Genomic DNA, 26,488 nt, shown 5'->3' with positions numbered 1-26,488 from the left:
CCAGACCGACTCGGTCGGGTCCGGCTGAACTCAGCAAGGGGCCCAGGCCCAGCATTGGAACACGGCGCAAGCTATCAGGGTTTAACTATCGCTATCAAGGTTGGCAGTGTGCACTGCCCGGCAAGCGATACTTAAGGCTTGAGGCCGTTTACGGCTTTAAGAATTGCTCTGTGTTCCTTAATCAAGCTATTGATAAATAGCGTTTAAATAAAAATAAGGAGCAATAACTATGTCTTATTTGCCTCATGCTGCTGGGTGGTTGAAATGACCGGCTGGCTATCCGCGGGGATTCTATTCACCTTCACGGCAATCGCGTTCGTGCTATATCGCTGGGGTAATCTCAAGTGCGTCGGGGTGACACCTGTACGTACCTTTACCTTTATCGCCATCCTATTTACCTCGGGTTTGGATGTGGGGCTCATCATGTTCCCCCTGACGGAGTTTGCCGGTTATGCCAATACTGCCGCCAGCCCCGAATATGGTTTCAGTAACCCTTTGGCGATAGAGTTTGGCTTCTGGGCCTTCCTGATCTGGGCGTTTTACTTCCTGACCTGCTTCTACTTCTGTGTCATTGAGCCCAGGGTACGCTTCTTCGACATCCCCTGGGTCAAGTTCATCAATAATCTGGTGATCATAGGCACCTGTGCCTTCACCGCCTATCTGTTGCTGACCAATTTGCCCTGGTACTTGCCCGAACTCGGCGACGGTGAAACCTTGGTCGGCAGTTTCTATTTGATCGTCTTTCTGGTCATAGCCGCGGCGGTGTATTCGAGCACCAGCCTCAGATATGTCCGTATCCTCAGTCTGGGCAGCACCTGGTTATTCATCGGCTTGATCGCCCTGATGTGGAGCGGTGCCTTCCTGGGAGAAGGCAACCATCCGGGGGAGTTTTTAACCAGCTTCGCCCTGCTGGGGGATTACTTCGTCAACATTCACCACTTCGTGTTGCCGATCAACGATTACCATGAGTTCTACCTCTTCTGGTGGTTCGCCTGGAGCATAATGATAGGCCAGTTCACTTCCCGTTTCGTCGGTGGCCTCAAGACCTATCAGGTATTGCTGGCCATGATGGTGTTCCCCTCCATCCCCATCGCCATCTGGTTTACCGTGCTCTATTACTACAACGCCAATGGCTTGGAAACTGCGGGTTTCTACAACTTGGCCATGGTGCTGGTCGGGGTGCTGTTCGTGATCAACTCGCTGGACTCCTTGATCCGCCTCTATACGGACAACCTGGGGCTGACGGTGGCGCGCTTTGGCAAGCTTAAATACTTCTTCGGCAACCTTGTCGCCATGTCGGCATTGACCCTGTTGTTCAAGCTGGATTTCCTGCAGATCCAATGGGTGGGGGCCCTGGCCATAGGTCTGATATTTGCCTGCCTGGGTTATATCCTGGTGAAAAAATTCAGGATTGTGAGTGAGATAGAGGCTTCGCCTCGGGATAACAAAATAGATTTCAATAAGATAGAAATGGCCAACTAGCCTCCGTCTGTGAACTTGAAGCGATATGTTTAAAACTAACTAGATAAAAACAGTGAGATCATGATGAAAAAAACGTTATTGGCCCTGACCTTTTCGGGCCTGGCAGCCTTGTCCGGTGCGGCGCATGCCGGCCTGTCCGCCACTGTGACCGGCGCCTCTGATTACAGCTTCAACGGTGTCAGCCAGACGGATAATGGCCCGGCGCTGCAGGCCAGCCTGGATTATGCCGCCGACAACGGCTGGTATCTGGGATCCTGGGCCTCGAACGTAGACTTCGGCAGTGCCGAGGATACCTGGCTGGAGCTGGACTTCTATGGCGGTTACTACCAACAGTTGAGCGAGCGTGTCAGCCTGGATACGGGTATCGCCTATTATACCTATCATGGCGATGACGCATCCGCTGACTACTACTATCCTGAAGTCTATGCCAAGTTTGGCTATGACTCTTCTCTGGGGCATTCGGAAGCCAACTTCTGGTATAGCTGGGACTACTTCGGGATGGGGGCGGATCATTATATTGCCATGTTGGCCCATAGCTTCGAAGTGGCCGAAGGCCATACACTGCGCCTGAGCGTCGACCGCTCGACTTCGGGGAACACGGACAAGTGGGCCTGGGATACGCATGAGGCCTATAACCATGTGCGTCTGGCCTATATGACCAGCTGGAGTGGCTTCGATTTCAACCTGGCAGCCGAAGATACCAGTATGAATACCGACAGGGCCGACGCACGCCTGGTGTTGACCGTGTCGCGCACCTTCAGCTTCTAGGCCGAGCGGTTTCAGCTTCTAAGCCAAATTTCAGCCTCTAAGCATAGACCCTGCGTCGGCCGGGCACCTAACCGACGGCCGGCCAGGAAAATCCGGATGGCAGGGCAAGATGAACATCTTGCCCTGCCATTTTGTTTTCTGCTTCCATGCATGCAGCCGGGGCGGCCAGCCACGGGTTGTTGCAGATATCTCGGCAAATTAGGCTTAGAGTGGCATTTGAGGCATGAGTGTTGGCGTGTTTTCTGCTATTGTGCAGTCGATAATAGAGAAAGGGCATTATGGAAAAGTACGAACAGTTATTGATCTCCTTGCGCAGGATCATTCGCGCCATCGACATACACTCTCGTCAGCTGAATAAGCAGTCGGGGCTGACCGGGCCACAGCTGATGGTGATGCAAAAAATTGCTCAGCTGGAGGCGCCCCTGGCCAAGCAGGTGGCCCAGGAAATCACCCTGAGTCCGGCGACTGTGACTAACATCATAGACAGGCTCGAGAGCCGGGACTTAGTGATCCGCAGGCGCAGCGAGTCGGATAAGCGCAAGGTGCATCTGTATCTGAGCGAGGCGGGTAAGAGCCTGCTCGAAAGTTCACCCAAGCCGTTGCAGGAACATTTCATCAAGCGCTACCAGGGTTTGGAAACCTGGGAACAGAGCCAGCTGCTGTCGGCGGTCGAGCGTATCGCCTCCATGATGGATGCCGAGGAGCTCGATGCGGCGCCCGTGTTGCTGGTGGGCCAGATCCAGGACGATGAATCCCAGCACTAGGTTTGGACCTGTTGAGAACCGCACAAGGCCAGAGCAGTGCGGAGAATATTGCAGCGGATATTGCAGAGAATGGTGCAGAGGATATTGCAGAAAACAGTGCAGAGAAATAGTGCAAAAGGTGTCCCGGGGGACACCTTTTTTGTTTGCTGCGCGGCGCGCCACCATGCTCTTTTGTTGCCCCATCATGTTGCCCGTGGTGCTCTGCCGGCGACTCCAATTGCGAACTATTCCAATTTAAGGCTATTTCAATTGCAGGTGACTTCCGTCAGGCTGTCGATCAGCACTTCCGTCTTGGGCACATCTGCCATGCCCTTGACCGTGGCGGTCTCGACTATGCTTATCTGATCCACCACCTCCATGCCTTGGGTCACCTCGCCGAATACCGCATAGCCATAGCTGCTGGCGGAGGCGTCCAGCTGTGGGTTGTCGAGTATGTTGATGAAAAATTGCGAGGTGGCGGAATCGGGATCGTTGGTGCGGGCCATCGCCAGGGTGCCGCGTTTGTTGCTCAGGCCAACGCTTGCTTCATTCTTGATGGGGGCATCGGCCGGCTTGGGCGTCAGCTCCGTGGTGAAACCGCCGCCCTGGATGACGAAGTTGTCGATCGCTCTGTGGAACAGGGTGCCATCGTAGAAGCCCTTGTCGGCATACTGCTTGAAGTTCTGGCCCGTAACCTGCGTGTTGCTGAGATCTATTGCCAGGCGGATCTCCCCCATGCTGGTGCTCATCAGGTAGCAGATGTCGGCCTCCAGGCTGGGGGGCGTCTCAGGCGGTGTGACCGGCGGCGGGACTGGATTGCCGTCTTCGCCCGAGCCACAGGCGAAGACCAGGCTGCTGAGTGTCAGTACTAGGAGTTTTTTCATGTGACGTCCTTAAATCTGAAGCTGCTGCGAAAATGCACGGATTGACTCGGTCAAGGAATGCATTCTTGCAAGGGCATGAATGGGATGCAAGTCAATAACTGCATAAGATACAAAGTGTTGCACTCGAGTTTGTTTCATGGGTTCGAGTGGGCCCGTGAGGTTGCAGCCCAGAACCAGAGGGACGCGCTCGCCCCCTTGCCTTAGATGCATCTGCATGCACGTTTTTTGTGCACATTTGCTTCATCTTAGTGCCCTAAGCCGGAGGGACTCGGCCGGCAAAGGGGCATTCTTCCCTTGCGCCCCCGCCATGCTCTTATCGCAAGCCAATGATCTGCAATGGAAGTTCTCTGTCATGGCGCTGAAATGAATCTGTCTTCATCCTGTTATGATCCGCTGGCATGGTTACTGCCTATCTAGGACATGGGTAAACTGTCGCGGGGTCGACGAATATGGGGCTGGAGCAGTTACTGTATTTGCACGGAGTGGGAGCCGAGTTCGTCGACTGTTTTGGCCGGCAGATACGGATCCCCCAGGAAGACAGGTTGGGAGTGCTGAGCGCCATGGTCGGCGGTTCGTTACCCGAGCCGCCGGCGCAGCCCCATGTGGCCGGGCATGACTCGGTCGCCTCCATGGCGGCGCCGCTCAGGGTGGAGCAGGCCCAGGACAGCTGGATAGACAAGCGCATCTATGAGTTGGATGCCCATCCCTGGACCCGGGTATTGCCCGGGTTTCATTGGTGTCATGTCGATGATGCCTGGTTAAGTTGTTATCTCGCCGACGACTTCTGCGGTCATCTGCAGCTGCAACTGACCACTGAGAGCGGCGAGAGCCTGCTATTTTGCGTGCCTGCAAGTGCGCTGCGCCCCATAGGCGATTACCGCATAGGCGACAGGCGTTACCAGAATTACCGCATAGATCTCGGCGGTCCCCACCCGGTCGATACCCCTCCGGTCGATGCCCACCCGGTCGATACTCATGCAGAGCAGAATGCCGATGCTTCCCGGGCCGAGCCGGTCGAAGAGGCTGTGCCGCCTGTGCTCGGGCTTGGCTACCATGAGGTGCGCTTGCGGCTGCTGACACCCTCAGGGAGTCAGGAACCAGAGGCAGAAAGTGAATACCTGGGCACACTTATGGTGGCACCGAGAATGGCCTATCAGGGCATGCTGGCGCCCCAGGAGCGGCCCGTGCGCCGCCCCTGGGGCATCAGCATCCAGCTCTACAGCCTGCGCAGCGAGGAGCAATGGGGCATAGGCGACTTCGGCGATCTGCAAGACTTGCTGCGCCGGCTCGCCGCCAGGGGCGCCGATTTTATCCTGTTGAATCCCCTGCATGCGCTGGATATCGCCGCCCCCGAGCAGGCCAGCCCCTATAGCCCCTGCGATCGCCTCAGGCTCAACCCCCTGTATATCTGTCTCCAAGCCGTTCCCGAGTATGCCGGCCTGCAGGAGGAATTTTCCGGGCCCAGGTGGCAGCAGGCCAGAGCCGAGCTGAACAGGGATAACTGGCTCGACTACGGCGGCGTCGGCCGCCTCAAATACCAGGCCCTGGCATGCTTATATGCGGCATTTCGTGATGAGCACCTGAAGCCTTGCAGCGCCAGGGCGCAGAAGTTTCATGCCTTCGTTGCGACGGAGGGGGAGGGCCTGTTGGCCTTCGCCCGGCTCGAGTTGGCCAGGGGGGCTGCGTCCCTGCCACAGGAGCTGGATTTTTACCTCTACCTGCAGTTTGTCGCCGCCGGCCAGCTGGAGCTATGCCAGTTGGAGGCCAGACAGGCGGGCATGGGCATAGGCCTGGTGCGTGACCTGGCCGTCGGCGCCCTGTCCCATGGGGCCGAGGTGCAGACCCATGCCGACGAGTTTTGCGCCAACGCCAGCATAGGGGCACCGCCGGATCCCTTCGCGCCCCAGGGCCAGAACTGGGGCCTGACGCCCCTGGATCCCCTCGGCCTCAAGCGGAATGACTTCCGGCATTTCATCGCCCTGCTGCGAGCCAACATGAAGTCCTGCGGCGCATTGCGGCTGGATCACATCATGGGCCTGCTGCGGCTCTGGTGGTGGCCACTGGATAAGCGTCTGGGCGAGGGCGCCTATGTGTATTATCCGCTGACCAGCCTGCTCGCCATCCTCTGTCTCGAGAGCCAGAGGGCCCGCTGCCTGGTGATAGGCGAAGATCTTGGGCTGGTGCCTGTGGAGATCATCTCGGCGCTGGCCGATGCCGGCATCTATTCCAACGAACTCTTCTATTTCTGCCGCGATGCCCGGGGGTTCAAGCCGCCGGCCGCCTATAAGCCACAGAGCCTGATGATGCTGGCCAACCACGATGTGCCCAACCTGGCCGCCTGGTGGTGTGGCAGTGACCTGCACCTGCGCCGGCAGCTGGGCTTGCTGGAGACGGATGAATTGCTGGGACAGGCGCTGCAGGAGCGGGACTTGGATAAGCAGGCGCTCATAGCCGCCATAGGGCGGCGCAGCGGGGCATTGAGCGGCATGGCGCTGGACGGGATACGTTTCTCCGCCCTGTTGCCCGAGTGGATAGGCCTGGCGGCCTCTGGGGCTTCTGCCCTGTTCAGCGTGCAGCTGGCCGATCTGCTGGCGGAGAAGCACCCTGTCAATATTCCCGGGACCTGGCAGCAATACCCCAACTGGCAGCGACGTTTGCCCCTGAGTACCGAGCAGATCTTCAACAGTGCCGAGGTGGCGGACTGGCTGCAGCGCTTGGCCGCCAGTCGCCATTGCCGGCACGAGAACCAGAACCAGAGCCAGAACCAGGAGCGGAATCGAGATCAGCACCTAAGCCAATGCTCAAACCCGGCCCCCAAGCAAGACTCAGGGGGGGAAGAGGCGTTTGAAATACACCCAGCCGACCCAAGGCCCAACTTAAGGAAGAGAGAGATATGACACATAACGCTCCTTATTTTCATGATGGCGCCGACATAGCGCTGCTCAACGGCGACTATATAGATGTGTTTTCCCTGCTGGGGATGCACAGCATAAACCAAGGCAAGGCTCTGAGTGTGCGCTGTTTCCTGCGCGGCGCCATGAGTGTCGATGTCGTCGGCCTGAAAGATAACCGCAAGGTTGCCAGCCTGGAGAAGCTCAACGACGAGGGGCTGTTTGCCGGCAGCCTGGGTCGCAGGGTCAAGCCTTTCCTCTACAAGCTCAGGGTCGAGTACCCCCTATGCCGGCAAGAGATCATAGATCCCTATCAATTCGCCAGCCTGCTCAATGCCGATGACTCATACCTCTTCGGCGAGGGCTCGGCCGAGCGGGCCTACGAGTTTCTCGGGGCCAACTGGCGCACCCACCAAGGGGTAACCGGGGTGCATTTCTGTGTCTGGGCGCCCAATGCCAGGAGGGTATCCCTGCTGGGCGACTTCAATCACTGGGACAGTGCCAGCCATGTGATGCGGCAACATCTGGCCAACGGCCTATGGGAGATCTTCCTCCCGGGTGTCGAGGCGGGGGCCCATTACAAGTTTGAGATCCAGCGGCAAAGCGGTGAATGCCAGACCAAGGCCGATCCCTATGCCAAGGTCATGGAGTGCCCGCCCCATAATGCCTCCCTGGTGCCGCCCGAGACGAGCCATGAGTGGCAGGATGCCGCCTGGCTCGAGCGCAGGGCCGACACCCACTGGCATCAGGCGCCCATGTCCATCTACGAGGTGCACTTGGGATCCTGGCGCCGTAAGGGGGACGACGGCCAGGCGTACCTGGACTATCAAGATCTGGTGCGCGAACTCATTCCCTATGTGCAGCAGCAGGGGTTCACCCACATAGAGCTGATGCCCATCAGCGAGTATCCCTTCGACGGCTCCTGGGGCTATCAGCCCGTTGGCCTGTTCGCTCCCAGCCACAGGTTCGGGGACGCCAAGGGGCTCAAGGCCTTCGTCGATGCCTGCCATGGCGCCGGCATCGCCGTGCTGCTGGACTGGGTGGTGGCCCATTTTCCCAGGGACAGCCATGGCCTGGCGCGCTTCGATGGCACTTGCCTGTATGAGCATGAAGATCCGCGGCAGGGCACTCATCCGGACTGGGATACCCTGATCTACAACTATGGCCGCGGCGAGGTGCAGAGCTTGCTGCTCAGCAATGCCTGCTACTGGTTGCGGGAGTTTCATTTCGATGGTCTGCGGCTCGACGCCGTCTCGTCCATGCTCTACCTGGACTATAGCCGTGAGGCGGATCAATGGCTGCCCAACGCCGAGGGAGGGCGTGAGAATCTGGAGGCGATCGCCTTCCTGCAGAACCTGAACCGCCGTCTGTATCGGGCGTTCCCCGGCATCTGCATGATAGCGGAAGAATCTACCGCCTGGCCCGGGGTGACCCAGGCAACTGAGCATAAGGGCCTGGGCTTCGGCTTCAAGTGGAACATGGGCTGGATGAACGACAGCCTGAGCTATCTCGGGCGAGATCCCTTGTACCGCGGCCATCACCACAATCAACTGACCTTCAGCCTGATGTACGCCCATACGGAGCAATTTATCCTGTCACTGAGCCATGACGAAGTGGTGCATGGCAAGGGCTCCTTGCTGCATAAGATCCCCGGCGACGACTGGCAGAAGTTTGCGACCCTGAGGGCCTACTATGGCTTCATGTGGGGTCATCCGGGCAAGAAGTTGCTGTTCATGGGCAATGAGTTTGCCCAGCGCGACGAATGGAATCATGGCCGCAGCCTCGACTGGCATCTGCTGGAGTATGCACCCCATCAGGGGGTGCAGGCCTGGGTGCGGGATCTCAATGCTCTGTATCGGCAGCAGCGGGTATTGGCGGCAACGGATCATGTCCCGGGGGGCTTCGTCTGGCTCGATTGCGACAACAGCCAGAGCAGCGTGTTTGCCTTCATGCGGCGGGGCGGCCCTGAGGATGCAAGCCTGATCTTCGTCGTCAACATGACCCCACAGTTGCACCAGGGCTTCAGGCTGGGGCTGCCGCTGGCGGGGGAATACCGCGAATGCCTCAACAGCGACAGCCACTGTTATGGCGGCAGCAACCAGGGCAATGCCGGCCTGGTCGTCGCCGAGCCCGAGCCCTGGCAGGGGCAGGCCTGCAGCGCGCTGATCACAGTGCCGCCGCTGGCCTGCATAGTGCTGACGCCCGTGATTGCCGGTGCCACGCCTGGCGGTGTGGCCTGCGCTGCGGACAGCGCTACGGACTGTGCTACGGACACTGAGGCCTAGCATGGCGCCGTTGGCGGGTATGCCTTATCCCCTGGGGGCGACGCCGGACGACGGCGGGGTGAATTTCGCCCTGTTTTCTGCCAACGCCACAGGGGTCGAGCTCTGTCTGTTCGATGCGGCCGGCCGGGAGAGCCGGAGGATCCCGCTGACCCACAGGACCCAGCAGGTCTGGCATGGCTATCTGCCGGGGATAGGGGCAGGCCAGCTCTATGGTTACCGGGTCCATGGCCCCTATCTGCCGCACCTGGGGCATAGGTTTAATCCCAACAAATTGCTGCTCGACCCCTATGCCCGCCAGCTGGTGGGCGATTATGTGCCAAGCGAGGCCCATTACGGCTACCAGCTGGGCCATGAAGAACTGGACCTGTCGTTCGACATCCGGGATAACGCCGCTTTCATGCCCAAGTGCCGGGTGCTGGACGTGCGTCACTTACGCCAGAGACCCAATAACTCCCCCCATCATCCCATGGCGAAGAGCATCATCTATGAGCTGCACCCCAAGGGATTCACCCAGCTGCATCCAGGGGTGCCTCCCGCCGCCAGGGGGCGTTTCGCCGCCTTGGCTGCGGCGGAGGTCATCTCCTATCTGCAGCGTCTTGGGGTGACCTGTGTCGAGCTGATGCCGGTGCAGGCATTTGTCACCGAGCCTTTCCTGGCGGAAAAACAGCTGAACAATTACTGGGGCTATAACAGCATAGGTTTCTTCGCTCCCCACCCAAGTTATTTGCAGGGCGATGACGTGAGCGAATTCCGTGACATGGTCGATACCCTGCACTCGGCCGGTATCGAAGTTATCCTGGATGTGGTCTATAACCACAGCGCCGAGGGCAACCGGCTCGGTCCGACCCTGAGCTTTCGTGGCATAGACAACGTCAGTTATTACCGCTTGCACCCCAACATTCAGCGCCATTACATCAACGACACCGGCTGCGGCAACACCCTCAACCTGAGCCATCCCAGGGTGCTGCAACTGGTGCTCGACTCATTGCGCTACTGGGTCGAAGTGATGGGGGTCGATGGCTTCAGGTTCGATCTGGCTTCCTGTCTCGGGCGGGAAAGTTATGGTTTCGATGCCGGTGCCGGCTTCTTCGATGCCCTGCTGCAGGATCCTGTGCTCTGCCAGGTGAAGCTCATCGCCGAGCCCTGGGACATAGGGCCGGGCGGCTACCAGCTGGGGAATTTCCCCCTGGCCTTCAGCGAGTGGAACGACAGGTACAGGGACACTATGCGGCGCTTCTGGCGTGGCGACAACGGCATACTGCCGGAGTTTGCCAGACGTTTCCATGGCTCGGGGGACCTGTTCGAGCACAATGGCAGGACTCCCGCCGCCAGCATCAACTTCATCACGAGTCATGACGGTTTCAGCCTCAGGGATCTGGTCAGCTATGACAAGCGCCACAACCTGGCCAATGGCGAAGACAATCGCGATGGTCATCAGGAGAATTTCAGCCATAACCATGGCGTCGAAGGCCCGAGCGACGACGGCGCCATAGTGGCGTTGCGTCAGCGCCAGTGTCGCAACCTGTTGACCAGTCTGTTCCTGTCCCAGGGAGTGCCCATGCTGCTGGCCGGCGATGAGATGGGCCGCAGCCAGCGGGGCAACAACAACGCCTATTGCCAGGATAATGAACTCAACTGGTGTGACTGGCGCCATCTGGATGGGGAGTTGTTGGACTTTACCCGTAGGCTGATCGCCCTGCGCCGGGCCTTCCCGCTCCTCTGCCATAGCCGCTTCATCCACGAGCCCAGGGCGTCGGACAGCGCCGGCCTCAAGTGGTACAACCGCCAGGGGGAAGAAATGACCAAGTCCCTGTGGAGCGAGGTCCATAGCCGCAGCCTTTCCCTGGTGCTGCAGGGGGACCTGTGCGGCGACGGTCGGCAACAGGCTCTGTTGCTGATGGTCAATGCCGACGACACAGAGCTGAGGTTTCATCCCCCCAGGCCCACAGGCCTGGGCGCCTGGCGTTGTCTGCTGCATACCCAGCATGGCGATGACACCCAGATCCATGCAGCCTGGGACGGCGATTATCTATTGCTGGATCGCAGCCTGATCCTGTTTCACACCGAGCTGTCCAATCCAGAGCTATCCCATCCAGAGCTAACCCATCCAGAGTTATCCACCCCAGAGCTATCCAACCCAGAGCCAAGCCAGAGCCAGCCAGGAGCCAACCATGAGTGATGCAGCCACAGATATGACTACGCAGCAACGAGCGGCCGCTAAGTTACCCCCATGTGAACCCTGTGATTCCCTGGCGGCGGCCTTCGAGCGCCATGTACGCTACGGTCTGAGTTACATAGAAGGCGCCGAGAGTGAGCTGTTTCATGCCCTGGCCCTGAGCGTCAAGGAGCAGATGTTGGACGCTTGGCTGGCGACCCGCAGCAAAGACAATGACTTCGACACCAAACAGGTGGCGTATCTGTCGCTGGAGTTCCTCATGGGACGGGCATTGGGCAATGCCTTGCTGAACCTGGATCTCACCGCCCAGAGCCGTGAGGCGCTGAGCGACTATGCGGTCAGCTTCGAACAGCTGCAGGAGGCCGAACACGACGCCGGCTTGGGGAATGGCGGCTTGGGACGCCTGGCGGCCTGTTTCCTCGACAGCTGCGCCAGCATGGATCTGGCGGTCACAGGCTATGGCATCAGATACGAATATGGCATGTTCGCCCAGAAGATCAGCGATGGCTACCAGATAGAGCGGCCGGACCGCTGGCTGCGCGATGGCAACCCCTGGGAGGTGCGGTTGCCGAGCCACAATGTGACTGTGCCTTTCTTCGGCCATACCGAGTCCCATGTCGACAAGCATGGCCGCAGACACATGACCTGGAACGATACCCATGACGTGCTCGCCGTCGCCTACGACATGCCCGTGCCAGGCTACCGCAATGGCCGCATCAATACCCTGAGACTCTGGAAGGCCGAGGCGACCGATGATTTCGACCTGGATGAATTCAACCAGGGCGACTACAGCGAAGCGGTGGCGAGCAAGAACCTCGCCGAGCAGATCACCATGGTGCTCTATCCCAACGATGCCAGTGAAAATGGCAAGGAACTGCGGCTGCGGCAGCAATACTTTCTCTCCTCCGCCAGCCTGCAGGACTTGCTCAGGCGCTATGTGGCGCACCATGGTGAAGACTTCAGCCAGTTCGCCGCTAAGAATGTGCTGCAGCTGAACGACACCCACCCCAGCATAGCCGTGGCCGAGTTGATGCGCCTGCTGCTGGATCATTACGGACTCGAGTGGGACGCCGCCTGGGATATCACCTGCAACAGCCTGGCCTACACGAATCATACCCTCTTGCCCGAGGCGCTGGAGCGCTGGCCCGTGCCCCTGTTCGCCCACATGCTGCCCCGCCTGCTGGAGATCATCTATGAGATCAACGCCAGGTACCTGGAGCTGGTGGCCCATCACTGGCCGGGTGACGGCGCCAAGCTCGCCGCCATGTCCATCATAGAAGAGGGGCCTGTGGCCCATGTGCGCATGGCCTATCTGGCGATAGTGGCGAGCTTCTCGGTGAACGGCGTGGCGGCGCTCCATACCCAGCTGCTGAAGGAAGGCCTGTTTAGGGACTTCTTTTCCCTGTGGCCCCATAAGTTCAACAACAGAACCAATGGCGTGACCCCCAGGCGCTGGCTGGCCCATGCCAACCCCAGGCTGGCCGGCCTCCTGAGCGAACATCTGGGGGAGGGCTGGATCACGGATCTGAGCCAGTTGAGCCGCTTGAAGGACCTCATACATGACGAACCCTTCCTCGGCCGCTGGCGCGAGGTCAAGCGGGCCAACAAGGCCGAGCTGGTGGCCCTGGTCAAGCGGGAATCCGGGGTCAGCTTCGATGTCGACATGCTGTTCGATGTGCAGGTCAAACGCATCCACGAGTACAAGCGCCAGCTGCTGAACATACTGCATGTGATCCACCTCTACCATCAGATCCAGGCGGGCAACACGGCCGGCATGGTGCCGCGCTGTGTGCTGATCGGCGGCAAGGCGGCCCCCGGCTATGCCATGGCCAAGCTTATCATCAAGCTGGCGGCCAACGTGGCCCACATGGTCAATTCGGATCCCCTGGTGAGCCCCTATTTGCGCTTCGCCTTCCTGCCCAACTACAACGTCAGCGCCATGGAGCAGATCTGCCCGGCGGCGGATCTGTCGGAGCAGATCTCCACCGCCGGCAAGGAAGCCTCGGGCACGGGCAACATGAAGTTCATGATGAACGGCGCCCTGACCATAGGCACCCACGACGGCGCCAACATAGAGATGCTCGAGGCCGTGGGCGAGGACAATATCTTTCTATTCGGCCTCAGTGCCGCACAGGTGAGTGACATGCGTAACCATTATCGCCCCGGGGAGGCCATCGCCCTGTCGCCGGCATTGACCCAGGTGATGGCCTTGCTCAAGAGCGGCCATTTCAACCTGCTGGAGCCGGGGATCTTCGACAGCATAATTGCGGCTATCGAGAGCAGCGACGATCAGTGGATGACGGCGGCCGACTTCGAGGCCTATCGCCTGGCCCAGGAGAATGTCGCCCGTCTGTATCTGGATCAACACCAATGGACCCAGAAGAGCATACGCAACACGGCCGCCAGCGGCCGCTTCTCCAGCGATAACACCATCGCCGGCTATCGCGATGAAATATGGCGGCTCTGAGTCGCCTGCAGCACAGAGTACCAAAGGGCTTATAGAAATTGCATGGAAGTCCCACTTAAATGGAAGTTATCTTTATGGAGTCAGTGCCTATGTCCAACAAGAATCCACGTTACATCAGTAATTTAACCCGTGAAACCTATGCCTTGATCTTGGCGGGTGGCCGGGGCTCTCGCCTGCATGAGCTGACCGATTGGCGCGCCAAGCCGGCACTCTATTTCGGCGGCAAGTTCCGCATCATAGATTTCCCCCTGTCCAACTGCATCAACTCGGGCATTCGCAGGGTAGGGGTGGTGACTCAGTACAAGTCGCACTCGCTGATCCGCCATGTGATGCGCGGCTGGGGTCATTTCAAGAAGGAGTTGGGGGAGTCGGTGGAAATCTTGCCCGCCTCGCAACGCTTCTCGGACAACTGGTATCAGGGCACGGCGGATGCGGTATTCCAGAACATAGACATAATACGCCACGAGTTGCCCAAGTACGTCATGGTGCTGTCCGGGGATCATGTCTATCGCATGGACTATGCCGGCCTGCTGGCGGCCCATGCCGAGTCCGGGGCCGACATGACGGTTTCCTGCCTCGAGGTGCCTGTGGCCGAGGCGGCCGGTGCCTTCGGGGTGATGGAAGTGGATCAGAGCATGCGCATTCTCGGTTTCGAGGAGAAACCCGCCCTGCCCAAGCATCTGCCCGAAGATCCCGAGATGTGTCTGGCCTCCATGGGCAACTATGTGTTCAATACCGAATTCCTGTTCGATCAATTGAAGAAAGACGCCCAGAATGCCGACTCGGATCGCGACTTCGGCAAGGACATCATTCCGTCGATCATCGCCCATCACAAGGTGTTCGCCTATCCCTTCAAGAGCGCCTTCGCCAACGAGAAGGCCTACTGGCGCGATGTTGGGACCCTGGACTCCTTCTGGCTGGCCAACATGGAGCTCTTGTCGCCGACCCCGGCGCTGAATCTCTACGATGCCAAGTGGCCCATCTGGACCTTCCAGGAGCAATTGCCGCCGGCCAAGTTCGTCTTCGACGATGATGACAGGCGCGGCATGGCGCTGGACTCGATAGTCTCGGGCGGCTGCATCATTTCCGGCGCCACAGTGCGTCGCAGCGTGCTCTTCAACGAGGTCAGGGTCTGCTCCTATTCCCTGGTGGAAGATTCGGTGATCTTGCCCGATGTGGTGGTGCTGCGCCATTGCCGCATCAGGAACGCCATCCTGGATCGCGGCTGCATCATCCCCGAGGGCATGGAGATAGGCTACAACCACGAGCATGACAGGGCCAAGGGCTTCAGGGTCTCTGAAAAGGGAGTGGTGTTGGTGACCCGCGACATGCTGGGCTTGCCGGTCGGTTATGAATGAGGCGCCGGCCCGAGCCAGGCCTGAGTCAAGCCCGAGCCAAGAGTGAATCATGGGAATAGAGCAACATGGGAGAAGCTTCACAGTGAGCCCGAAACGTGTGTTGATGTTGGCGGCGGAGAACGCCGCCCTGGAGCATGCCAAGGTCGGCGGCATGGCGGATGTGATCCGCGACCTGCCGCCGGCGCTGGCGGAGCAGGGGCTGCTGGTCGATGTGGTGATGCCGGGTTATGGCTTCCTGCCAGCCATGGCCGGGGCCGAGCTCATGGCCGAGCTGAGCGTCGCCTTCGGTGGCCGCCGGGAAAGGGTCGAGGTCTATCGCGCCGCGCATCCGCTGCTCGAAGGCGCGCATATCTACCTGCTGGAACATGGGTTGTTTGTCACCGAGCATGGCGGGATTTACTGCGATGGCAGTCCGGATAGGCCCTTCGCCGAAGATGCCACCAAGTTTGCCCTCTGGTGCGCCGCCGTCGCCGGCGCCTTGCTGAATGGGCTCATCCCCATGCCCGAGGTGCTGCACCTGCACGACTGGCACGCCGGGCTTTTTGCCATGCTCAGGGCATTTGCGCCCGAATACCGCAGCCTGAGAGCCGTCCCCTGTGTGTTTACCATACATAATCTGGCGCTGCAGGGGATAAGGCCAGTGCGCCATGAGGCTTCTTCCCTGGCGGCCTGGTTTCCCGGGTTACTCCGGGACCTTGACAGCGAACAGCTGGCGCAGATCCTGGATCCCCGCTACCCCCAATGTGTCAATCCCATGCGCGCCGGCATCGTCTTGAGCGACAGGGTACATCTGGTCTCGCCCAGCTATGCCAGGGAAGTATTGCAGGCCTCCTGCAGCGAGAAAGGTTTCTTTGGCGGCGAGGGCCTGGAGGCGGATCTGCGCCTCAAGTCGCAGCAGGGCCGCTTGTTGGGGATACTCAACGGCTGCCACTATGACGGGGCTGCCGCGGCAACTTCCCGGGATTTTAGCCTGATATTGAGCGCCGCCGAACAAGCGCTGATGTTGTGGCAGGGGCCGCGTCAGTTGACGCCGGCACTCGACACCTTGGCCCTATGCCGCATCGCCGGCCTATGGCGTGCCTTGGACAGGGGCCGGGCCCCTGACTTCCTGCTGACCTCTGTCGGTCGCCTGACGGATCAGAAGGTGCTGATCCTCAGGCAGCCATGGGCGGAGGGGCAGAACCTGCTGCAATGCCTGCTGACCCGGCTGCGGGCGCTCAGGCCCGGCGCCCTGTTCATCATGCTCGGCAGCGGCGATGCGGCCATCGCCGCCGAGTTTCGCCGCCAGGCGGCCGGTTTCGACAACTTCCTGTTCCTCAACGGTTATGACGAGGCGCTGGCGGAACACCTCTATCGGGCCGGAGATCTATTCCTGATGCCGAGTTCCTTCGAACCCTGTGGCATCAGCCAGATGTTGGCGATGCGGGCGGGGCAGGTGTGCCTGGTGCATGGTGTCGGCGGCCTCAAGGATACGGTGACGGACGGTGAAACGGGTCTGGTGTTCAGCGGCAGGGATCTCAGGGAGCAGGGCCAGGAGCTGCTCGACAAGCTGGAACAGGCGCTGGCCGGTTTTGGCTCCCCTGCCTGGCACCGGCTGGCCACGGCCGCCGCCGGCCAGAGGTTTGACTGGCAGACCATCGCCGGCATCTACCGCCGGGAGCTGTATCGTCTCCCGAGCGACTGAGGCTGTTGCCTGTCTCGATGAATACGGGCCCTGTTGGGCCCGTATTCATTCATGGGCCATTTCCATGTCCATGTGAGTTTACGGCGACGGCGACAGGGCTTCTGCTACACTTTGTTAGTCTGGGAATGCCGAGCAGAGTCGGCCGAGGATCCTTAACCTGCTTGTCGTCGCGGTATGGCGCAATGCTCAAGGGACTAGCTAAGGGACTGTTAACTTCATCATGACTGACAGCATTTTTTTCTCATTGGCCCAAAACACCGCGCTGTTACTGGCATTGGTGCTGCTCTACGATGCGATCCCCAAGCGACAGCAAAGCTATTTTCCACCATGGGGCCTGGTCCTGGGGTTGATCATAGGTGGCATAGGCATGACCATAATGAGCAGCCCATGGGAGTACCAACCCGGGGTTGTTTTCGATTCGACCTCCATACTGCTGAGTATTTCCGGGCTCTTCTTCGGCGGGCTGCCGACCCTGGTCGCCGTGCTGATGACCTCGGCCTACCGCATAGGCATGGGGGGAGACCATCTCTGGCTGGGGGTGAGTATCCTCATCGCCAGTGGTTTCGTCGGCGGCCTATGGCGCCATTACCGGCGCGCCATACTGACGGACATCAGCTTCAAGGAATTGTTTTTCTTCGGCCTGACGGTGCATCTGGTGATGCTCAGCTGCCTATTCGTGCTGCCCCTGGAGCAGGCCCTGACCCTCTTGCGCCAGGTGGCGCTGCCTGTGATGCTCATCTACCCGGGCGCCACAGTGCTCATAGGCAGGTTGATTTCCCGGCGCTTCGATCTGGAGCGGGACGAGCAGATACGTTTGCAGGATGACTTCCTGTTCCGCAACCAATTTACCTCGGGCAACCTGGGCCTGGCCATCAGCTCAGTGTCCCAGCGCTGGATCAAGGTCAATCCGCGCCTGTGCCAGATGCTGCAGTATGACGAGCAGGCCTTGCTGCGCATGACCTGGACGGAAATGACCTATAAGGCAGATCTGGCGGCGGAGCTGGTGGAATTCAACCGTATGCTGGCCGGTGAGATAGATGAATATGAATTGGACAAGCGCTTCCATGCCAAAGATGGCAGCCTGGTCTATGTTCATCTGACGGTGGCCTGTAAGCGTGCCCATGGCAAGGTGCAGCTGGTGATTGCCGGTCTGCTGGATATCGGCCGTCAGAAGCAGGCCGAGTCTGAGCTCAGGGCCAGCCAGCAGCAGCTGGCCTTGGTGTTGAACAGCAGCGATCTCGGCCTGTGGGACTGGGATGTGGTGTCCAACAGGGTAGAGCGCAATCAGTGCAGTGCCCAGATCCTCGGGGTCCAGGTCGACAGCCTCAATGCCAACCCTTGTCTGTGGACAGACGCAATTCACCAGGACGACAGACCGCGGATCCTCGAGGCGTTGGCGGCGCATTTGCAGGGCAGAAGCTGCCAATACAAGGTGGAATACCGCCTGAGACACGACTCAGGCGCGGTGCGCTGGGTGCTGGATACCGGCCGGATAGTGGCACGGGACCCCAGGGGACGGGCGCTGCGCATGTGTGGCATACACTCGGATATCACCGAGCGCAAACTGGCGGAGGAATCCCTCTCCCTGGCGGCCTCTGTGTATAACAACAGCAGCGAAGCCATGAGTGTGCTGGATGAAAACGGCACCATAATCACCACCAACGCGGCCTTCTGCGAGATGACAGGTTATGCGGCCGAGGAGGTGCGCAATAAGCCAATCCGGATCCTGCAATGCGATCTCAACAGCCAGCTATTCTACCAGCAGATGGGCACAGCCATAGAGCAGACGGGCCATTGGCAGGGAGAGCTGTGGCAGATGCGCAAGAATGGCGAGGCTTATATGATCCGCCTGACGGTGAATACCATCAGGGACAAGGAGGACAGGCCTTATCTTTGGGTGGCACTCTTCTCGGATATCACGGCACAGAAAGAAAATGAGCGCCTCATCTGGCGCCAGGCCAATTACGATGCCTTAACCGGGCTGCCGAACCGGCATATGCTGCTGGAGTACCTGGATGCCGGCATCCGCACGTCACAGCTGAGCCAGCAGGGATTTGCGCTGCTGTTCCTGGATCTGGACCTGTTCAAGGAGGTGAACGACAACCTGGGGCATGACATGGGTGACAGGCTGCTGGTGGAAACCGCCAAGCGGCTCAAATCCTGTGTGCGCGAATCTGACATGGTGGCCCGCCTCGGGGGAGATGAATTCACCCTGGTGCTGATGGATATCGACAGCCAGGGCAGATTGGAGCGGCTCGCCAATCAGGTGCTCAATTGCATCGCCGCGCCCTACATACTGGACGATGAAACCGCCTATATCAGCGCCAGCGTAGGCATCACCTTGTATCCGGACGATGCGACCAGCACGGAGGAGCTGCTCAAGCATGCGGATCAGGCCATGTATGCCGCCAAGAACCTGGGACGCAACCGCTTCAACTATTTCACCCCTTCGATGCAGGTCTATGCCAAGTATCGCATGCGCTTGATCCAGGACCTGCGCCAGGCATTGCAGAACCAGGAGCTGGAGCTGCACTATCAGCCCATAGTCGAGCTGAAGAGCGGCAGGGTCACCAAGGCCGAAGCCCTGGTGCGCTGGTGCCATCCGGTGCGCGGCATGGTATCGCCATCGGAGTTCATTCCCATCGCCGAAGACACCGGCTTGATCCTCGACATAGGCAATTGGGTATTCGAGCAGGCCGCGAAACAGAGCGCCTACTGGCGGGACACCCTGGGGACCGAGGTGCAGATCAGCATCAACGAATCACAGGTGCAATTTCGCGACGATAAACATGGCTGCAGGGATGCCATAGCCCTGCTCCATGAGCTGAATCTGAAGGGGGCCGAACTCTGCATCGAGGTCACGGAAGGCCTGTTGCAGGATGCCGACATAGGGGTAAGAGCTCAGCTGAAGGCGTATCGGGATGCAGGCATTCAATTGTCGCTGGATAATTTCGGTACTGGCTATTCTTCCCTGGCTTACCTGCAGCAGTGTCATATAGATTACCTCAAGATAGACAAGTGTCTCACCAACAACTTGACCGCCAGTGACGATGAGATGAAGCTCTGTGAGGCCATCATACTCATGGCCCATAAGCTGGACATCAAGGTCACGGCCGAAGGGGTCGAGACAGAGGCCCAGCGCCAGCGGCTGGTCGCTATAGGTTGTGATTATGCCCAAGGCTACCTGTTTTCCCGGGTGGTGACGGCAACGGTATTCGCACAAAGCTATCTGCAGCCCCAGGCGCTGGACTGCAAGCAACAAAATTACCTATAAAGCAGGGGGCTATTTTGATAGACTCCGCAGCCCAGATCCTGTCCCTGACTCGGTAACCCAAGCCAACACCCGGCAACTATCGATACTCTGCCAATTAGCCTATGAGCCCACTATGAAATTTGAAACACTCGCTCTGTCTCCCCTTATCCTCAATGCGGTAGCCGAGTGTGGTTATCAGGAGCTGACTCAGGTGCAGCAGGAGGTGCTCCCCCTGGCCCTGGATGCCAAGGACGTCATGGCCTGCGCCCAGACAGGCACGGGCAAGACCGCGGCCTTCGCCCTGCCTCTGCTGCAGCAGTTGCTCGAGGCGGAGCGCGAGTCGGATATGGAGTCTACGTCCGGGGCGAATGCCAGGACAGCCAGCTTGCGGGTGCTGGTGTTGACCCCGACCCGGGAACTCGCCATTCAGGTGGCCGACAATATCAAGCGCTACAGTCAATTTCTGCCGTTCAAGACCCTGGCTGTGTATGGCGGCGCCAACATGAATCCCCAGCGCAAAGGCGTCGAACAAGGCGTCGATATCCTGGTGGCGACCCCGGGAAGGCTGTTCGACATCATAGGGCAATTCGGTCTGGACCTGTCCGGCGTGACGGCTTTGGTGATAGATGAAGCCGACCGTATGCTGGATCTCGGCTTCGTGCGCGACATAGAAAAAGTGAAACGCCTGATCGCGGCCAAGCACCAGACCCTGTTGTTTTCCGCGACCTATAGCGATGAGGTCAAACGCCTGGCGGAGAAAATGCTCGTTCAGGCCCAGTGGGTGAATGTGGCGCAGAGCAGCACCGCCAGCGGCGTGACCCAGGAAGTGTACCGGGTGGATCAGCGCCGCAAGGCCGAGTTGTTATCCGAGCTGGTGGGGCGACACAATTGGCAACAGCTGCTGGTGTTTGTCAGTACCAAGGAAAGCGCCGAGCACCTGCTGCAGGAATTGAAGCTCGATGGTATCAAGTGCGCCGTGTTTCATGGCGACAAGACCCAGGGGGCCCGCAACAGGGCGCTGGAAGATTTCAAGAGCGGCAAGATACGCCTGCTGGTGGCGACAGATGTCGCCGCCCGTGGCCTGGACATTCAGGCGCTGCCCTTGGTGATCAACCTGGAGTTGCCCTTCGCCGCCGAAGATTATGTCCACAGGATAGGCCGTACCGGCCGCGCCGGCCTTGAGGGGCGGGCGATTTCCTTCGTCTCGCCCTCGGATGACGCCATGCTGGCCGAGATAGAAGCGCTGATAGGCATGCCTCTGCCGGTCTCTGTGATCCCGGGCTACGAGGAGGGGGCCCCCCTGCCAGCCCGTTACCGGGATGCACCGCCGACCAAGAAGTACGCCGGCCCCAATGCTTATGTCCAGAGGAGCCGCAAGGGGGTGATGGATGCCAAGGCCCCGGCACGGGCGGGCAAATATGCCAAAGCCAAGGGCGCCGCCGGCAAGAGAGGCAATGGCGCCCAAGGCGGCAACAAAATCAAACCCTGAGATCTGTTAGCGACCCCCAGCGAGTAAGCGCACCATGATAGTTCAAGCCATAGCCACCAATGTGATCACAGGTTTCCTCGGTGTCGGCAAGACCTCCCTCATCACCCGGCTGCTGGCCAACAAGCCGAGTGGGGAACGCTGGGCCGTGCTGGTCAATGAGTTCGGTGAGGTGGGCATAGATGCCGGGCTGCTCGATGCCGGGGGCGAAGGCATAGAGATCCGCGAGGTTGCAGGGGGCTGCATCTGCTGCGCCGCCGGGGTACCGACCCAGGTGGCCATCAATCAGCTGATCGCCAAGGCCAGGCCCGACAGGTTGCTGATCGAACCTACCGGGCTCGGGCATCCGCTGGAAATCATCAAGCTCTTGTCCGCTCCCCACTATCACAATGTCTTATCCCTGCGCAGCACCCTCTGCCTCATAGATGCCCGCAAGGTGAGCGATGAGCGTTATCGCGGCAATGACAACTTCATGCAGCAGCTGCAGGCGGCGGATCTCATTCTGGCAAGCAAGACGGATCTCTATTGCCGGGATGAGCTGCTGCAGCTGCAAGCCTATCTGGACGAGCTGGGACTGGCGGGGACCGAAATCATGGGCCACAGCCGCGAGGCGCCCTTGGACCAGGCCCTGCTGGAGGCCCTGGACAGGCCCAGGGTGTTGGAGGTATCGCCTGCGGTTACCCCTGGCCAGGCTAGAGCTGGGGTGGCGCCGGGCTCTGGGGTGGCAGGCATGGTGGCTCGGGGGATCTTTGCCGAACGGCCACAGGCTGCCGGGCCGGAGCTGGATGAGCGCGGCATGGCGAGAAAGTTGAATGCGGCCGAAGGCTATTTCAGTTGCGGCTGGTTATTCGAACCCGCACATGAGTTCGACTTCGATGCCCTGTTGGCCTGGATAGAATCGCTCAAATCCGCCCACCTGCTCAGGCTCAAGGCGGTGATGATCACCCGGGACGGCATCGCCGGCTTCAATCTGGTGGATGACGAGCTGAGCCTGGCGGAGCTGGACGACACCCTCGACTCGCGGTTGGAGATCATCGCCTCGAAACGGCTCGACTGGCAGCAGCTGGAGTCCGGGCTGCTCGCCTGCAGGCTCAGGCCCTAGCCGGCCTGCGTCCCAGCGCAAGCCGGGCTTGGTCTTGCTCCGGGGATTGGATACAATCCGTTTCTTTGATCACTCGAGTATTTTGATGCCAACCCAGGATCCGGATCTGAGTCTGCTCCAGCAGCCGATAAGCAAACTCTTCTGGCGTTACACCATTCCGACCATCTTCTCCATGCTGGTGACAGGTGTGTATGTCACCATAGACGGGATCTTCGTCGGTCATTACCTGGGGGAAACCGGCTTGGCGGGCATGATGCTGGCCTACCCGGTCGGCGCCATACTCTATGCCGTCGGTGCGCTCATCGGCATGGGCAGTGCGGCCCTAGTGTCCATCAGCCTGGGGGAGGGGAATATTCCCAAGGCCAGAAAGATACTGGGCAATGCCTTCAGTCTCTGTTTGTCCATGGGCGCCCTGTTTGCCCTGCTGGGCGGACTCTTCTCCCACGACATACTGCTCGCCCTGGGTGCCGAGGGAGCCGTGTTGGAGAGCGCCGATGATTACCTCTTCTGGTATTTCGCCCTATGCCATTTCCCCATCTTGTCCATGACCTTTACCGCGCTGTTGCGCAACGACGGTGAGCCGCAGCGGGTGACCTATGTGCTGATCTTGGGCGGGGTGCTCAATACCTTGCTCGACTGGTTGTTGATCGTCGTATTTCCCTTCGGACTCGCAGGGGCGGCGATTGCCACCATGTTGTCCCAGGCCGTCACCGGCGGCCTATGCCTGCGGCATTTCTTCGGTCCCAAGACCCGGCTTGGCATCGACTGGCAGCAGATGCGCCTCAGCCTGGACCTTTGCCTGAATATCGCCCGCGTCGGTTTCCCCAGTTTTCTGATGAACCTCTATCTATCGATAGTGCTCACCCTGCATAACATCGCCTTCCTCTGGGTCGGCGCCCCCATACATGTGGCCGCCTATGCCGTGGTGGGCTACACGGAGGCCTTCTTCTATTTGATTTTCGAGGGTATCGCCTTCGGCAGTCAGCCGATCCTGAGCTTCAATGCCGGTGCCGGTCGCACCGAGCGGGTACGCCTGGCGCGTAACATCGCCTTCGCCATGAGCTTGCTGGTCGCCTGCCTGGGTCTGCTGCTCATCTACAGTCGCCCCGAAGCCTTGGTATATCTGTTCGCCGGCGATACACCGCAGCTGGCGTCCGTGGCCATAGAAGGCATGGGGTTGTATTTCTGGGGCCTGCCCATGGAGGGGCTGATCTTGGTGGGGGCCAGCTTCTTCCAGGCGATTAACTGTCCCAGGGAGGCTGCCATCCTCACCGGCAGCAAGCTGCTGTTGATCTGCCTGGTGATCTACGGCTTCGCCTGGGCATTCGGAGTGACCGGGGTGTGGATCTCGCTCGCCTGTTGCAGCAGCCTGTTGACCGTGTGGATGTTGTTTGCCATGAGAAGGGTCGACGTCGGCAAGGCCGCCCTGCCAGCCAGCAGGGGCGGGTCGCGCTAGCCCCGGGTCTTGCGCTATTCCTGCCGGCGCCATTCTTTTTAGTGCTATCTTGCCGCAGGCGCCATCGGGGCGCCTGTGACCATGTCATCTATTCTTCATCCCCGGCTCCTGTTTCTCATATAGACTTCAATACAAGGCTCTCATGCAAGACTTCAATACAAGGCTCCAATACAAGACGCCAATGCAAGACTCGGATAAGGATGCAGAGTTGTGCCGGGTCATTGAGCGTTGGCATGGGGCATTGGCATGGAAGCTTGGCATGGGGAATTCACGGCTATGCTTGGCCGAGGGCATATTTTGGAGGCGCAGAGGATGAGCAAGAAGTTAATGATGCCGGCGCTGGCGCTGCTGTTGGCGGCATGCAGTTCGACCCCGGGGAATTGGCAGGGCATGAGTAACCCGGATATCGCCCAATGGCAGGCCGCCGGGTTCAACGCCGCTGAGGCCCAGAGTTGGAAAGCCGCCGGGTTCACCCCAAGCAGCGGCCTGGGATGGAAGCAGGCAGGATTCAGTCTGAAGGAGGCCAACCGTTGGCAACAGCAGAAATTCAGTGTCGATGAGGCCAGCCAGTGGCGAAAAATCGGGGTGGCGCTCGATGAGGCGGTGGCCAATCGCAACAAGGGGCTGATGCCCATTCCACCGGCGAAAATCGAATGACGGCTTGCCGCCGTCAGAACAACTTGCTGCCCCAGCCGAGCTTGTTGCGCAGCACATGAAAGTAGTTGTGGCCCTTGGGATGGATGAGGCGCAAGCGCTCCTTGCTGCACCTGATGAGGATCTCATCACCGGGCAACACCGCCAAATGCACATGGCCGTCACAGCTGACTTCCAGGTTATCGCCATTTTCCGGTGAGACCACCAGCTTGATGGTGCTGCAGGCATCCACCACTATCGGCCTGCATGACAGGGTATGGGGGAACATGGGCACCAAGATCAACGCCTGCAGGCCAGGGGTGAGAATGGCACCACCGGCGGACAGTGAATAGGCGGTCGACCCTGTGGGGGTGGAGACTATCATGCCGTCGGCACGTTGACTGTACATGAATTGGTCGTCGATATAGACCTCGAACTCTATCATGTGGGCTATCTTGCCCGGGTGCAGCACCGCCTCGTTGACCGCGGTATTGCTGGCCTTGATTTTGCCATGCCTATGGACTTCGGCCTCCAGCAGGAATCTATGCTCTGTCTCGTATTCGCCGGCGAGTACCCTGGCCAGCTCCTCTTCGAACGCGTCCGGTGCCAGATCCGTCAGAAAGCCCAGATTGCCGCGGTTGACCCCTATCACCCCCAGATCGAAACGCGCCAGTACCCTGGCGGCGCCGAGCATGTTGCCGTCACCGCCAACCACTATGGCCAGATCGCAACGTTGCCCCAGTTCGAGCAAGTCGACGGCTTCGACATCCTTGCCCAGCTCGCTGGCGACCCTTTCCTCGACCAGCACCACCAACCCTTGCTCCTCGAGCCAAAGGTGTAGACGTTGCAGCGTCTGATTGGTACCTTGATGATGTGGCTTGCCAATGAGGCCAATAGTGCGAAACTTTGTCGTCATATTTAGGTTAGATATGCCCTTGGGACTTGAAACGTCGAAATTGATCCCCATAATATGCCCAGAGTATTTAGAAACAAAGCATTTTTAGCTGGAGTAACAATGAGCAAGAAGTCGATTGAAGCAGAGCAGGCACCGGTTGAAGCAGTGTTGGATACCGAGGCTACGCCCCAGGAGGCGAGTCTGGTCGATGAGCTGACCCAGGCTAATTTCCGGGTAGAAGAGCTGGAACAGGCACTGGCTGAAGCCCAGGCCAAAGTCGATGAGCAGAAGGATTCGGTTATCCGTGCCGCCGCCGAAGTGGATAACATACGCCGCCGTGCCGCCATGGATGTGGACAAGGCGCGTAAATTTGCCCTGGAAAAGTTCGCCAACGAACTCTTGCCCGTGCTGGATAACATGGAGCGGGCACTGGCCGTCAGCGATGCCGCCGATGAGGCCACCAAGGCGGTCCATGAGGGCGTCGAGCTGACCATGAGAGGCCTGCTGACCGCGGTAGACAAGTTCGGCATCAAGCCGGTCGATCCTCAGGGTGAGGCTTTCGATCCCGAGCTGCACCAGGCGATTGGCATGCAGCCTAGCGCCGAGTTCCCGGCCAACACTGTGATGCTGGTGATGCAGAAGGGTTACCTGCTCAATGAGCGTCTGCTGCGTCCCGCCATGGTGATGGTGTCCCAGGGCGGCCCGAGCGTGGATGTGGAAGCCTGATGTGAAAGTTTAAGGCGTCGGTTTGGCGCCAGGACAATAAAAAGGACTGCAATTGCAGTCCTTTTTATTGGCTGATGAGATGGTCACCTCGGTCTCGGCATCGCAATGTGCCATGATTTAGGTGCAAAAAATCTGACTCGAGGTGACCGTTATGAACTATAAACTCATCAGCATCGATCTGGCAAAAACTGTCTTCCAG

At 59.4% G+C, this 26,488-nt stretch carries 17 protein-coding genes; 15 read left to right on the top strand and 2 right to left on the bottom strand.

What is annotated here, in order from left to right; all coding sequences use genetic code 11:
- Positions 1–264: 264 nt before the first annotated feature.
- The 3 genes from HC757_RS05750 (at position 265) to HC757_RS05740 (ending at position 3,014) form a co-directional block, all read left to right on the top strand.
- Positions 265–1,482 (top strand): BCCT family transporter, encoded by a 1,218-nt coding sequence (locus HC757_RS05750; protein WP_169563368.1) that lies wholly within the window; start codon positions 265–267, stop codon positions 1,480–1,482.
- Between the two features lie 63 nt (positions 1,483–1,545).
- The gene (locus HC757_RS05745) at positions 1,546–2,250 is read left to right on the top strand and encodes a TorF family putative porin (RefSeq protein WP_169563630.1); all 705 of its coding nucleotides are present in this window, start codon (positions 1,546–1,548) and stop codon (positions 2,248–2,250) included.
- Between the two features lie 278 nt (positions 2,251–2,528).
- Positions 2,529–3,014, top strand: a complete 486-nt coding sequence (locus HC757_RS05740) for a MarR family winged helix-turn-helix transcriptional regulator (protein ID WP_169563367.1) — start codon at positions 2,529–2,531, stop codon at positions 3,012–3,014.
- A 245-nt stretch (positions 3,015–3,259) separates the two neighbouring features.
- On the opposite strand, the gene HC757_RS05735 is transcribed toward HC757_RS05740, so the two are convergent.
- Positions 3,260–3,877 (bottom strand): peptidylprolyl isomerase, encoded by a 618-nt coding sequence (locus tag HC757_RS05735; protein WP_169563366.1) that lies wholly within the window; start codon positions 3,875–3,877, stop codon positions 3,260–3,262.
- A gap of 449 nt (positions 3,878–4,326) precedes the next feature.
- On the opposite strand from HC757_RS05735, the gene malQ reads away from it, so the two are divergent.
- The 11 genes from malQ (at position 4,327) to HC757_RS05680 (ending at position 24,692) form a co-directional block, all read left to right on the top strand.
- Positions 4,327–6,774, top strand: a complete 2,448-nt coding sequence (gene malQ, locus HC757_RS05730) for a 4-alpha-glucanotransferase (protein WP_169563365.1) — start codon at positions 4,327–4,329, stop codon at positions 6,772–6,774.
- Positions 6,771–9,053, top strand: a complete 2,283-nt coding sequence (gene glgB, locus HC757_RS05725; RefSeq protein ID WP_169563364.1) for a 1,4-alpha-glucan branching protein GlgB — start codon at positions 6,771–6,773, stop codon at positions 9,051–9,053. The genes malQ and glgB overlap by 4 nt, the downstream gene beginning before the upstream one ends.
- Position 9,054: 1 nt before the next feature.
- Positions 9,055–11,232 carry a glycogen debranching protein GlgX gene (gene glgX, locus HC757_RS05720; protein ID WP_169563363.1) on the top strand — a complete coding sequence of 726 codons (2,178 nt, stop codon included), beginning with the start codon at positions 9,055–9,057 and terminating at the stop codon, positions 11,230–11,232.
- Positions 11,225–13,696, top strand: coding sequence for a glycogen/starch/alpha-glucan phosphorylase (locus HC757_RS05715; RefSeq protein ID WP_169563362.1), 2,472 nt, complete (start codon positions 11,225–11,227; stop codon positions 13,694–13,696). The genes glgX and HC757_RS05715 overlap by 8 nt, the downstream gene beginning before the upstream one ends.
- An 89-nt stretch (positions 13,697–13,785) precedes the next feature.
- Positions 13,786–15,054: a glucose-1-phosphate adenylyltransferase gene (gene glgC / locus HC757_RS05710; protein WP_169563361.1), complete on the top strand. Its 1,269-nt coding sequence runs from the start codon at positions 13,786–13,788 to the stop codon at positions 15,052–15,054.
- 103 nt (positions 15,055–15,157) lie between these two features.
- Positions 15,158–16,738, top strand: coding sequence for a glycogen synthase (locus HC757_RS05705; RefSeq protein ID WP_169563629.1), 1,581 nt, complete (start codon positions 15,158–15,160; stop codon positions 16,736–16,738).
- Between the two features lie 220 nt (positions 16,739–16,958).
- On the top strand, positions 16,959–20,012 hold the full coding sequence (locus tag HC757_RS05700) for an EAL domain-containing protein (protein WP_169563360.1): 3,054 nt from the start codon (positions 16,959–16,961) through the stop codon (positions 20,010–20,012).
- A gap of 112 nt (positions 20,013–20,124) precedes the next feature.
- Positions 20,125–21,480, top strand: a complete 1,356-nt coding sequence (locus tag HC757_RS05695; RefSeq protein WP_169563359.1) for a DEAD/DEAH box helicase — start codon at positions 20,125–20,127, stop codon at positions 21,478–21,480.
- Positions 21,481–21,514: 34 nt separating this feature from the next.
- A complete protein-coding gene (locus HC757_RS05690) occupies positions 21,515–22,579 on the top strand; it encodes a CobW family GTP-binding protein (protein WP_169563358.1) in 1,065 nt (354 codons plus the stop codon).
- An 85-nt stretch (positions 22,580–22,664) separates the two neighbouring features.
- On the top strand, positions 22,665–24,035 hold the full coding sequence (locus HC757_RS05685; protein ID WP_169563357.1) for an MATE family efflux transporter: 1,371 nt from the start codon (positions 22,665–22,667) through the stop codon (positions 24,033–24,035).
- Positions 24,036–24,347: 312 nt separating this feature from the next.
- Positions 24,348–24,692, top strand: coding sequence for a hypothetical protein (locus HC757_RS05680; RefSeq protein ID WP_169563356.1), 345 nt, complete (start codon positions 24,348–24,350; stop codon positions 24,690–24,692).
- Between the two features lie 13 nt (positions 24,693–24,705).
- Here the strand turns inward: HC757_RS05680 and nadK are convergent, their stop codons facing one another.
- Positions 24,706–25,584 (bottom strand): NAD(+) kinase, encoded by an 879-nt coding sequence (gene nadK / locus HC757_RS05675; RefSeq protein ID WP_169563355.1) that lies wholly within the window; start codon positions 25,582–25,584, stop codon positions 24,706–24,708.
- 99 nt (positions 25,585–25,683) lie between these two features.
- Here nadK and grpE point away from each other — a divergent pair, with 99 nt between their 5' ends.
- Positions 25,684–26,289, top strand: coding sequence for a nucleotide exchange factor GrpE (grpE, locus tag HC757_RS05670; RefSeq protein WP_169563354.1), 606 nt, complete (start codon positions 25,684–25,686; stop codon positions 26,287–26,289).
- The last annotated feature ends 199 nt before the right edge of the window (positions 26,290–26,488 follow it).

This window comes from Shewanella salipaludis (assembly GCF_012911865.1).
In the GTDB taxonomy this organism is placed as follows: Bacteria; Pseudomonadota; Gammaproteobacteria; order Enterobacterales; family Shewanellaceae; genus Shewanella; species Shewanella salipaludis.
Note: the sequence above shows the minus strand (reverse complement) of the source record. Positions and strands in the feature narration are given on the sequence as shown.